Origin of the sequence: Streptomyces sp. NPDC048484, assembly GCF_040651415.1 — a bacterium.
In the GTDB taxonomy this organism is placed as follows: domain Bacteria; phylum Actinomycetota; class Actinomycetes; order Streptomycetales; family Streptomycetaceae; genus Streptomyces.
Map to the genome: position 1 here is coordinate 16,906 of NZ_JBEZJY010000007.1, position 11,882 is coordinate 28,787.

The 11,882-nt window shown below is 72.2% G+C and carries 8 protein-coding genes; 5 read left to right on the plus strand and 3 right to left on the minus strand.

The features are described 5' to 3' along the window. The first annotated feature begins 63 nt into the window (after nt 1-63). The 3 genes from AB0D14_RS08865 to AB0D14_RS08875 all read left to right on the plus strand — a co-directional run bounded on the left by AB0D14_RS08865 (nt 64) and on the right by AB0D14_RS08875 (nt 6,559). On the plus strand, nt 64-1,389 hold the full coding sequence (locus AB0D14_RS08865) for a VCBS repeat-containing protein (protein ID WP_362776243.1): 1,326 nt from the start codon (nt 64-66) through the stop codon (nt 1,387-1,389). 262 nt (nt 1,390-1,651) lie between these two features. Then, nucleotides 1,652-3,103, plus strand: a complete 1,452-nt coding sequence (locus AB0D14_RS08870) for an FG-GAP and VCBS repeat-containing protein (protein WP_362776245.1) — start codon at nt 1,652-1,654, stop codon at nt 3,101-3,103. 219 nt (nt 3,104-3,322) lie between these two features. Next, on the plus strand, nt 3,323-6,559 hold the full coding sequence (locus tag AB0D14_RS08875; protein WP_362776247.1) for a BTAD domain-containing putative transcriptional regulator: 3,237 nt from the start codon (nt 3,323-3,325) through the stop codon (nt 6,557-6,559). On the opposite strand, the gene AB0D14_RS08880 is transcribed toward AB0D14_RS08875, so the two are convergent. Further along, nucleotides 6,540-7,355 carry an ABC transporter permease gene (locus AB0D14_RS08880; RefSeq protein WP_362776249.1) on the minus strand — a complete coding sequence of 272 codons (816 nt, stop codon included), beginning with the start codon at nt 7,353-7,355 and terminating at the stop codon, nt 6,540-6,542. The genes AB0D14_RS08875 and AB0D14_RS08880 overlap by 20 nt on opposite strands. Next, nucleotides 7,352-8,395: an ATP-binding cassette domain-containing protein gene (locus AB0D14_RS08885; RefSeq protein WP_362776250.1), complete on the minus strand. Its 1,044-nt coding sequence runs from the start codon at nt 8,393-8,395 to the stop codon at nt 7,352-7,354. The genes AB0D14_RS08880 and AB0D14_RS08885 overlap by 4 nt, the downstream gene beginning before the upstream one ends. A 193-nt stretch (nt 8,396-8,588) precedes the next feature. On the opposite strand from AB0D14_RS08885, the gene AB0D14_RS08890 reads away from it, so the two are divergent. Next, nucleotides 8,589-9,608: a YIP1 family protein gene (locus tag AB0D14_RS08890; protein WP_362776252.1), complete on the plus strand. Its 1,020-nt coding sequence runs from the start codon at nt 8,589-8,591 to the stop codon at nt 9,606-9,608. A gap of 258 nt (nt 9,609-9,866) precedes the next feature. Beyond that, nucleotides 9,867-11,081 carry a sulfite oxidase gene (locus AB0D14_RS08895; protein WP_362776254.1) on the plus strand — a complete coding sequence of 405 codons (1,215 nt, stop codon included), beginning with the start codon at nt 9,867-9,869 and terminating at the stop codon, nt 11,079-11,081. A 47-nt stretch (nt 11,082-11,128) separates the two neighbouring features. On the opposite strand, the gene AB0D14_RS08900 is transcribed toward AB0D14_RS08895, so the two are convergent. Continuing rightward, a complete protein-coding gene (locus AB0D14_RS08900) occupies nt 11,129-11,773 on the minus strand; it encodes a hypothetical protein (protein WP_362776256.1) in 645 nt (214 codons plus the stop codon). Between the last annotated feature and the right edge of the window lie 109 nt (nt 11,774-11,882).

Below are 11,882 nucleotides of genomic sequence, written 5' to 3' on the forward strand. Positions count from 1 at the left end.
CCCTCTCGCCACCGCATGATGTGCAGGTTGTTGTCTCACGATGCGGTCGGGGTTGACGTGGCCATGGGGAAGCGCGGGAAGAGCGGGATACGGGTAGCGGGGGCCGTGGCGAGCTGCGCCCTGCTGCTCACCGGCTGCGGCGGTTCGGGCGGTTCGGGCGGCGAGGATGGCAAGGACGACGCCGACCGCGAGCCCGTCACGGTCGCCAAGGCCCCCGCCCGGATCGACGTACCGCTGGGCAAGGGCAGTCGGGTCGACAGCGACTTCAACGGCGACGGGCACCGAGACCTCGTACTCACCGATCTCGTGAAGCGTGACAGTCACGGGGACGACGCCGGGATCGGGATCGTGTACGGGTCGGCCCGTGGACTCACCCCAGGCGCGCGGCAGTTGCTGAGCAGCGCTCAGCACGCCGCCGCCACCAAGGGTCAGTTGCCCGCCGCCTTCGACGCCGAGGCGAGCTGCGACCTGGACAAGGACGGCTTCACCGACCTCGTCGTCTCGACCGATCCGCCGTACGACGGGCAGGGGCAGCCGCCGGTGCCGCTGCAGATCCTCTTCGGTTCGTCCCGGGGGCTGGCCGGCAAGGCGGTCAAGCTGGTGATTCCCCCGCAGGCACGATTCGGCAACGACTGGCCGGACCAGCCGGTGTGCGGCGACTTCAACGGCGACAAGGCCGACGATCTCGTCGTGCACGCCTCCGACGGCAACCTGACCTATCTGCGCGGGCCCTTCACCCGCAAGGGGGCCCCGAAGGCGGCGGGCGCGCCACTCGCCTCACCCGGGAACGTCCCGACTCCCCCGGCCGTGGACGTCGACGACGACGGATACGACGACCTGCTCGTGCGTACGGCCGAGGGCGCCGGCACCTCCGGCTCCTCCCTCGTCCTGGGCGGACCGGCCGGCCCCACCGGCGACGCGGTAGCCCTCCCGGACGGTGTCGACGTCGCCTTCGGGCAGTTCGGCAGGGGCAAGGGCCTCGACGCGGCGATCGGCACGATGCGCGGCACCGCCCTGCGGTACGAGGTACCGGGCACCCTGCGCGGAGAACTCGCTGTCGCCGGTACGGTCCTGGACTCCGGGGACTTCGACGGCGACGGCAAGACCGAACTCGTCTCCAGCGGTTCGCAGTTGAGGATCCTCAAGGGCCGCGCCGGCGCGGTGTCCGCCACCGGGATGGTGACCGTGGAGCCGCCGGCCCGGGGGACCACCCGGGTCCTGACGGTGGCCGACTTCGACGGCGACAAACGCGCGGACCTGGTGGTGCGCACCTACCGCGGGGAGACCGAGGACACGGTCGCCGTGTACCCGGGCGCGAAGAAGGACCTCATCGCGCGGAAGCCCGGACTCACCTTCTCCACAGCGGAGTTCCTGGGCGCGGAGGGCTGATACGTCCAGCCGCGGACCGCCCTCCCGCAGGCCGTCCTCCCGGGGGCCGTCCTCCCGGGGGCCGACTGCCAGTTGTCGGCTGCCGGCTGCCGGCACCGGGAGAAAGCCTCGAACTCACGTACAACCTCCGGCACTTCCTGTGGGTCTTGTGATCGCAAACCGCCTGTTGTGCCCAGGAGAACTCCGGGTGAATGCGGGCGGTACGCACCCCATTGACTGTGGGCGCCCACCGGCGCCCCCGCATGCCGCAGGAGAACCCCGCATGCACAAGCACCTGCGACTCACCCTCGCGACGGCGACCGCTGCCGCGCTGACAAGTGGGTTCCTCACCTTCGCGGCGTCCGCCGCCACGGCCGCCGACACCGCCGCCGTGACCACCTCGGACGCCGACTTCAACGGTGACGGCCTCGCCGACGTCACCGTCTCCGCCACCGGCGCGTACGTGAACGGCCAGGCCGCCGCCGGAGCGCTCACAATCCTGTACGGGGGTGGCGAGCACGTCACCATCACCCAGGAGACCGCGGGCGTTCCCGGTACGGCCGAGAAGGACGACTACTTCGGCACCGACACGGCGTACGGCGACTTCGACGGCGACGGCTACGACGACGTGGCGGTCGGCGCCCAGGGCGAGGACGTCGGCGACGACGTCGACGGCGGCACCGTCGCGATCCTGTGGGGCTCCGCCACGGGCCTCAAGGGTGGCACGACCGTCGCGGACCCCCGCGCCTCCTCGCACGACTGGTTCGGCAGCGTGCTGGAGGCCGCCGACTTCAACGGCGACGGCAAGGACGACCTGGCCCTCGGCACGTTCACGGCCGCGACCGTCGACGTCTACCGGGGCGGGTTCACCCGGGCCGGCGCGACCGGCGGCCACTACACCGTCTCCGTCGCCGTACAGAGCGGGGACGGCTGGGGCATCCGCTTCCTGCAGTCGGGAGACGCCAACGGCGACGGGGTCGAGGACCTGATCGTCAACGGCTACGAGATCGACACCGAGGACGGCTACAACGCCAACTTCTGGTACCCGGGCTCGGCGAACGGCATCACCTCCGCCACCTACCAGAAGCTGCCCGCCGGCATCATCACGGACGTCGGCGACACGGACGGCGACGGCTACGACGACATCGTGTTCGGCCTGGCCTGGGACGACGGCATCGCCGGCGCGCAGCTGGGCGGCGCCGCGCTGATCGGCCACGGCTCGGCCTCCGGGCCCGCCTACGGCGACGTCCAGACCATCGACCAGGACACCGTGGGCGTCCCCGGCGGCGGTGAGACGGGCGACCAGTTCGGCTCCGAGCTGGACCTCGGCGACGTCAACGGCGACGGCCACCTCGACCTGGTCGTCAGCTCGCCCGGCGAGAACCTCGACGGCGTCGTGGACGCCGGTGCGGCGACCGTCCTGTACGGCGCCGCGGACGGCTCCGGCATCACGGGCACGGGCGCGAGGTTCCTCGACCAGAACACCGCGGGTGTGCCGAACGAGAACGAGGCGGAGGACCGCTTCGGGTCCGACGTGCACGTCGACGACCTGGACGGCGACGGCCGGGGCGACGTGATCATCGGCGCGTCCGGCGAGAACGGCAACAACGGCGCCGTCTACGCCCTGCGTTCGGGAACGGGCGACTCCCTGTCCTCCGACGCCGGCATCTACACCTCCACGGTCGGCATCTCCGCCACGGGCACCCCGGTCTTCGGCGCCAACTTCGCCGACTGACCTCTCACCGAAGACGCCATCAAAGGGCGATGAGCCCGGCAGGGTCCACAGGCCTCGGCTGCGGTCGTTCTCGAAGGAGGCGGTCACCGCCAGGTCGGCCTTGCCGTTGTTGTTCTAGTCGGCGAGCCAGGCTTGGGCGCCGACTGGGGCTGGGCTGGGGCTGGTTCCAGGTCAACGGCACCGGGGTCAAGTGTGCCGGGCCTTGGCTAGTCTGCGCTGATGACCACCGACCTGACCCTGCTGCCGCGTGTCGCCTATCGCGGACAGGAGGTCACCGCGCCCCGGCTCCGCGGTCTCCTCGCACTGCTCGCGGCCGACCTGCGCACAGGTTGCAGCACCGAGCGGCTGGTGGAAGGACTGTGGCTGCCGGACCAGTTGCCGGACCGGCCGGGAAAGGCGGTGCAGGTCCTGGTGTCCAGGGCGCGGGCGCAACTGGGCGCCGACGTCATCGCGAACACGCCCACCGGTTACCGGCTCGCCCTCGCCGAGGACCAGGTCGACAGCTCCGCCCTGCTGCTGCGCGCCGCCGCGAGCGCGGACCGGGCCAGGGCCGGGGACCACGCTGGTGCGCTGGCCGACGCCGAGGCCGGGCTCGCACTGTGGGCGGGCACCCCCGACGAGGCCGGCGGGCCCGGCGAAAGCACAGACCCCGTGGCCGCGTTACGCACCGAGCGCGCCCCCGTCCACAGCACGCTCGTACGCGCACAGGCGCTCGCGCTCGCCCGTCTCGGGCGGCACGCGGAGGCGGCCGGGCCGTTGGCCGTGGCCGCCGCGGAGCATCCGCGCGACGAGGAGGTGCTCGCCGAGCTGCTGCGCGGCGAAGCGGCGACGGCGGGCCCGTCCGCCGCGCTGACACGGTACGAGGCGTACCGCCGTGAGCTGCGCGACGGACTCGGCACGGATCCCGGCGCCGGGCTCAAGGCCGTACAGCAGGAACTGCTGCGCGGTGAGGCTCCTGTGGTCAGGCACGGCGTGCCGCACGAGCCGAACCAGTTGCTGGGCCGGGACGAGGACATCGCGGCGGTGGGGCGGCTGCTGGACACGTCCCGCGCCGTCACCGTCGTCGGCCCCGGCGGCCTCGGCAAGACCCGGCTCGCGCACGCCGTGAGCCGCCGGGCCGAGCAGCGCGTGGTGTATTTCGTGCCGCTCGCCGGCGTCACCGTGGACGAGGACGTGGCCGCCGAGGTGGCCTCCGCGCTCGGCGCGGGCGAGGCGCGGCACGGTGCCATGGCCGCCCACGCCTCGGCCGACCCGGTGGCCGGCGTCCTCAATGTGCTCGGCTCCGGGCCCGCGCTGCTGGTCCTCGACAACTGCGAGCAGGTCATCGGGGGCGCCGCCGGTCTCGTACAGGCCCTGGTCTCGTCCTCGAAGGACCTGCGGGTACTCGTCACCAGCCGGGCCCCGCTGGGCCTCACCTCGGAGGCGGTGTACGCACTGCCGGAGCTCGGCCTCGACACCTCGGTCGAGTTGTTCACGCAGCGGGCCCGGGCCGCCCGGCCCGGCGTGGAGCTGCCGTCGGACGCGGTGGCCGAGCTGTGCCGCCACCTCGACGGGCTGCCGCTCGCCGTGGAGCTGGCCGCGGCGCGGGTGCGCGTCCTCTCGGTTCAGGAGATCGCCCGCCGCCTCGGCGACCGGTTCGCACTCCTTCGCGGCGGGACGCGGAACGTGCCGGAGCGCCACCGCACCCTCCACGCGGTCGTGGACTGGAGCTGGAACCTTCTCGACGAGGAGGCCAGGGCCGCGATGCGCATGCTGTCCGTCTTCCCCGGCGGGTTCCTGGGCGAAGCCGCGGAACAGATCCTCGGCGAGGACGCGCTGTTCCTCCTGGAACAGCTGGCCGGTCAGTCGCTGCTCACCGCCACCGACACCCCGATCGGCGTGCGGTTCAGGATGCTGGAGACCGTACGGGAGTTCAGCGCGGCCCTGCGCGCGGAGGCGGGCGAGGAAGAGGAGGCCGTCGGCCAGTTCCTCGCCTGGGCACGGGACTTCGGCGTCACGTACCACGACTGGGTCTTCGGCCCGGAACCGCGGACCGCCTGGGAGCGGATCAGGGCCGAGCAGGACAACCTCGTGTCGGCCCTGCGGTACGCCCTGTCCCGTACCGACGGCCCGACGGTCGCCGCCCTCACCGCCGTCCTCGCCGCCTTGTGGTCCACCGACTCCAACTACCCGCGCCTCGCCGCCCTCGCCGCCGACGCAGGCCCGCCGCTGTCGCACTACCGCCCCGAGCCCGAGTACGTCGAAGTCGCCCGCGCTGCCGCGGTGTTGTGCCTGTCGGTCCTGTTCATGGACCACCGCGCGCACGCCAAGGTCGTCCGCCATCTCGTCACCCTCCGGCGGCTGCCCCCGGCTCCGCCGGACACGCTGCTGCGCGCCACCGCGGCCGTGCTGAGCACGGTCCCCGAGATGCTGCCCCCCGACTACGAAGTGCTGCACAAGCTCTGCGGCAGCGAGCATCCGCTGGTCGCCGTCATCGCCGAGTGTGTCGCCACCTACGTCTGGGAGTACGAGCACGACCTCGACCGCGCGCTCGCCTCGGCCCGCCGGATGACCGCCGCACTGACTCCGGTCGACGCCCCGTCCTTGCAGGTCATGGGTCATTCCCGGCTGAGTGAGCTGTGCTTGAAGACAGGGCGGGGCGAGGCCGCGTACAAACACCTCAAGGAGGTGCTCGAGGCGCTGCCGCGGCTCGGCGACGAGCACGACTACATCGGCATCCGTTCGGCCCTCGCCCTCGCCTGTCTGCAGCGCGGCGACCCCGACGAGGCCGAGCACTGGCTGCGGCAGGCCGAGAGCGACAGCACCCCACAGCAGGTTGACTTCTACAACCCGGATCTCGGCGGGCGCGCCGAGATCGCGCTCACCCGCGGTCTGACGGAGGTCGGGCTAGGGCTGTGGCGCGGCGCAGTGGGGCGGATATCCGGGGCCGGCGCGCTGCACAGCGGGGACCCCTGGCTCGACCCGTGGGCGCTGCAGGTCCAGGCGGCGGCGGTGACGGCGCACGCGCACGCCGGCCGTCTTGAGCCCGTCGCGGAGCTGGTCGTCCAGTTGCGGCTGCGGTTGCGGACGCTGCTGTCCGGCCCGTCCCGCGCGCCCGTGGAACTCCCGGTCTTCGGGACGGTGCTGCACGCGCTCGGCATGGCGGGGCTCGCGTCCGCCGACGCCGGTGCCAACGCCGGTACTGCCGCCGGTGCCAGCGCCGGTACTGACGCCGGTGCCAACGCTGGCACTGCCGCCGGTGCCGCCGGTGCCGTACGGATGGTCGCGCTGGCCGAACGGCTGCGGGTGCTGCGCGAGTTCCAGCCGACGATGTCGGCGGACCGCGCCCGGCAGGCGGTCGAGGCCGCCGGGAACGCCGCCGGGGCGGCGTACACCGACGCGGTGTCGGAGTACGCCGCCCTGGGGCGGGACGAGCTGTGGGAGGCAGCCCGCACGCTCACTTCGGGTCGCGGTTGAACAGCGACTTCGACCAGTAGTAGCCGAGGGCGGCCAGGCCCAGGCACCAGATGACCGTGATCCACCCGTTGTTGCCGATCTCGGTGCCGAGCAGCAGGCCGCGCAGGGTCTCGATGGCGGGGGTGAACGGCTGGTACTCGGCGACCGGCTGGAACCAGCCCGGCATCGCGTCGATGGGCACGAAAGCGCTGGAGATGAACGGGAGGAAGATCAGCGGCAGCGCGTTGTTGCTGGCCGCCTCGGGGTTCGCGCTGGCCATGCCCATGCCGACAGCGATCCAGGTGAACGCCACGGCGACCAGCCCGAGCAGCCCGAACGCCGCCAGCCACTCCAGGGCCGTGGCGTCCGTGGACCGGAAACCGATGGCCACGGCGACGGCACCGACGAGCGTCACGCTGATGAGCGCCTGCAGCACGCTTCCGATGACGTGCCCGATGAGCACCGAGCCGCGGTGGATCGCCATCGTACGGAAGCGGGCGATGATGCCCTCGGTCATGTCCATGGACACGGAGATCGCGGTCCCGGCCGGGGTGGCGCCGATGGTCATCAGCAGGATGCCCGGGACGAGATAGGCGATGTACTCGGAGCGATCGGCGCCGCCGCCACCGATGCCCGCGCTCATCACGTCGCCGAAGACGTAGACGAAGAGCAGCAGCAGGACGATAGGCGTCAGCAGGATGTTCAGGGTGAGTGACGGGTAGCGCCGGGCGTGCAGAAGGTTGCGGCGCAACATCGTGGAGGAGTCGCGTACGGAGAGGGAGAAGGAGGAAGGGGAAGGGGAGGAGAGAGAGCTCATCGGACGGTCTCCTTGGGCTGGTTCGGCTGGGTGGGCTGAGTCGGCTGAGTCGCCTGAGTCGCCTGGGTGGGCACAGTGGCGGCGCCGGCGCCGGCGCCGCCGGTCAGGGCGAAGAAGACGTCGTCGAGGTCGGGGGTGTGCACGGTGAGCTCGTCCGCCTCGACGCCGGCGGAGTCCAGCCAGTCGAGGATGGAGCGCAGCTCGCGCTGGCTGCCGTCGCTGAGGATCTGCAGCGCGAGGGCTTCGTCGTCCCGGGTCACCTCGCGCAGCGTGAGCGCGGCGGTCTGGTAGGCGGCCGGGTCGGAGAAGCGGAGCCGGACGTGTCCGCCGGGAATGAGCCGCTTCAGCTCCTCGGCGCTCCCCTCGGCGGCGATCCTGCCGTCGCTCAACACCGCGATGCGGTCGGCGAGTTCGTCGGCCTCCTCCAGGTACTGGGTGGTGAGGAAGACGGTGACGCCGCCGGAGACCAGCTCGCGGATGATGCCCCACATGTTGTGGCGCGAGCGCGGATCGAGGCCGGTGGTCGGCTCGTCGAGGAAGATGATCCGCGGGCTGCCGACCAGCGTCATGGCGAGGTCGAGGCGGCGCTTCATACCGCCGGAGTAGGTGGAGGCGGGCTTCTTCGCGGCCTCGGTGAGGTCGAAGCGCTCCAGCAGCTCGGCGGTGACCCGCCGCCCTTCGTCCTTGGGCAGGTGGTGCAGGTCCGCCATGAGGAACATGTTCTCCTCGCCGGTGATCAGCCCGTCGACCGCGGAGAACTGCCCGGTGACGCCGATCTCGGCGCGCACCGCCTGCGGGTCGGTGGCGAGGTCGTGGCCGCCGACACGCAGGTCGCCGGCGTCGGCGGTGATGAGGGTGGAGAGAATTTTGACGGCGGTGGTCTTGCCGGCGCCGTTCGGCCCGAGCAGCGCGAACACGGACCCGGTCGGCACCGCCAGATCGATGCCGTCGAGGACCGTCTTGTCCCCGTGCTTGTCCCCGTAGGCCTTGCGCAGTCCCTTGGCCTCGATGGCGAGAGAGTGCGATGTCGTTGTCGTCATGCCGCAGAGGTTGCGGCAGGGCGCATTCAGCGCGGTTTCACGCTGGTTTCAGCGCCCTGGAACCGGGCGGCGGCGGTCGGCTCCCCCCGCGAGAACGCCGAGTCGAATGGCGTACGCCTCCTCCCTGCCGTGTGACAGAACCCTGAGAGACCCCTTACCGGCCCCTTACCGGCCCCTTGGCAGCCCTTAGGGGATGTCACAGGTCGGCAGCAAAGCCCCCTCTGATGCCCCGGGCCGGGCACGTGACTCTGCGGGACCAGGTACGTTCGATTACGTGGCTGGATTCAGGATCGGACGCGGCCGGGACAACCGCACGCAGCAAGCGCCTCCGCAGCAAGCGCGGCAGCAGCCGTACGGACAGCAGGCCCCTCAGGGCGGCCCGTCGTACGGCTATCCGCCCGCGCCCGGGGCCTACCCGCAGCAGCCCCAGTACGGCGGCGGCGGCAACGGCCCTCAGCAGTGGCCCCAGGCGAACGGGCACGGCGAGCCGGAGTACTACGGGGATCCGGGGCACCACCCGCCGGGACCGGGCCCCGGTCCCGCTCCCGGTCCGAGCTCGGACCCGTACGCGGCCAACCAAGCGGGCCACACGGCGGCGTTCTCCGTCGGCGAGGACCCCTACAACCAGGGCGACACCTACCGCGCGGGCCAGGCCGCCGCGCCCCCGGTGGGCCCGCCGCTGCCCTGGAAGGAACTGCTGAGCGGCGTCATCATGCGCCCGAACCAGACCTTCCTGCGGATGCGCGACTACACGATGTGGGGCCCTGCCCTCATCGTGACGTTGCTCTACGGCCTGCTGGCCGTCTTCGGCTTCGACGGCGCCCGCGCGGACGCCATCAACGCGACGCTGGCCAACGCGGTCCCCATCGTCCTGACGACGGCGGTCGCGATCGCGCTCAGCGCCTTCATCCTGGGCGTCGTCACCCACACCCTCGCCCGCCAGCTCGGCGGCGACGGCGCCTGGCAGCCCACGGTCGGCCTCTCCATGCTGATCATGTCGCTCACGGACGCGCCGCGACTGATCGTCGCGATGTTCGCGAGCGGCGACGCGCCGTTCGTGCAGATCCTGGGCTGGGTGACCTGGGTGGCGGCCGGCGCGCTGTTCACGCTGATGGTCAACAAGTCGCACGACCTGCCCTGGCCCAAGGCCCTGGGCGCGTCGGCGATCCAGCTGATCGCCCTGCTGTCGATCATCAAGCTGGGTACGTTCTAGAGGCCGGACGCGCCCTGAGGGCCGGACTCGGCGCGAGAGCCGGACTCGGCCTGAGGACCGGACGAACACATCCTGGAGGCCGGGCGGCATCCCGGGGGCCAGGACGCAGCCCGGAAGCCTGACACGTCCTGGAAGCCGGGCGCAGCCCAGAGGCCGGACGTGCGCCGGCCGGCCTCCACGCCGATCAGGGCTGACTTCGGCGGGACGTGACCGGGCGGGGCGGTGCCCGGACCGGCCGACGGGAGCACCATGGAAGCCATGGGACCCATGGACGGACGCAACCACCCCAGCGACCCCAACCACCCCAGCGACCGCGGTGCCCCCGATGCCCCCGATGACCTCGGCAGCGCAGCGGCCTCGTTCTTGCCGCGGTCACCGGCCGCGGTCAGCGCACCGGGGCGCGTGGCCGACCCCGCCGAGGGGATCAGCCACGAGGAACTCGCCCTCGCGGCCCGCAACCACGGCCTCCCCCTGGAGGCCCTGCGCTACGACGTGACCCCGTCCGGCCTGCACTACGTCCTCGTCCACTACGACATCCCTGCCACCGACGCGGACTCCTGGGCCCTCACCGTGCAAGGCCGCGTCCGTACGCCCCTGACCCTGGACCTGGCCACACTGCGCTCCCTCCCGCCGGTCACCCACCGCGTGACGATGGAGTGCGCGGGCAACGGCCGGGCCCGCCTCACCCCACGCCCCGTGAGCCAGCCCTGGCTGGTCGAGGCGGTCGGCACGGCGGACTGGACGGGCGTACCCCTGCGGACGCTGCTCACCGAGGCGGGAGTGGAGCCGGACGCCGTGGAGGCGGTCTTCACGGGAGCCGACCACGGTGTCGAACGCGGCGTCGAACAGGACTACCGCCGCAGCCTGCCGCTCGCCGACGCGACCGCCGCCGATCCGGAGGTCCTGGTGGCCTACGAGATGAACGGCGCCCCGCTGCCGCCGCAGCACGGGCTCCCGCTGCGCCTGGTGGTCCCCGGCTGGTACGGCATGGCTCATGTGAAGTGGCTGCACGACATCACGCTCACCGACACCCCGTTCGCCGGCTTCCAGCAGTCGGTGGCGTACCGCTTCCGCCAGTCCTCCGACGAGCTCGGCGACCCGGTCACCCGGATGGCCCCGCGCGCGCTGATGATCCCGCCCGGCTTCCCGGACTTCATGTCCCGCACCCGCGTCGTACGCCCCGGTCCCGTGCGGCTGGAGGGCCGCGCCTGGTCGGGCCGCGCTCCTGTCAGCAAGGTCGAGGTCAGCACGGACGACGGCGCCTCGTGGCAGGACGCCGAACTCGCCCCGCCGGACGGCGGTTCCTGGTCCTGGCGCCACTGGCACACACCCTGGACGGCAGCACCCGGCCACCATGTCCTGACGGTCCGCGCCACGGATGCCGAGGGCACGGCCCAGCCCCTCAGCCAGCCATGGAACCGTGGCGGCTTCGGCAACAACGAGGTCCAGCGGATCCCGGTGATCTGCCTGTAGGGCGACAGCCCACCCGCCCGAACACGCCTCAGCCGACCGTCAGGCCATCAGGCCGCCAGGCCGCCGGCATGACGGGTCGTCATCCACACGCTCGCACGCTGCGCGACGCGCACCTCGCGCGCCCCTCGGAACCCGAGAGGCCGCAACCGGTCCCCGTGACGGGCGGACATCGTGAGCGCGACGGCGGTGGCACCCTGGCCGTCGACGGCGCGCAACCCCGGTGACAGCAGATCGGCGACCACCGTACGGTCCCACGCCTCCGTGTCGTCCGGCGCGCAGACGGCGACCAGGGTCCAGTACGGCTCGCCGGGCCCCGCCGCCGCCTCCAGCACCGTCGACAGGACGGGGTGATCCGACGGGCAGGCGGTGAGTTCGCGGGAGAACAGGCTCCTGAGGTGCGCACCGGGAGGATCGCCCCCTGTTCCGGGCGGCAACCAGATGGCGGCCGCCAAGAGCGTGCCGTCGTCGTCCCGCTCGGCCACCCACACCTGACCCTCCTCCAGGGCATGGTGGGCCAGCAGCAACCGCATGGCACGCTGCGCCTGCTCCCGGCCCACGGCGGAGCTGTGCCCGCTCAGGGGCTCGGGCTGGAGCTGGGTGATCAGACGCACCACGGCGGGCACGTCCACCAGCCCGGCCGCGCGCACGGTCACCCGGACGGGGGCCCGAAGAGTGGTCATAGTCATGGTCATGATCGGATTCCTTTCGATACGAAACGGTTTCGTACACTAACGCTACGGAGTCTTGAAGCGAAACGCAAGCGTTTCTTTAACCGGCCCCACCTGGCCCCACCCTGCCGGG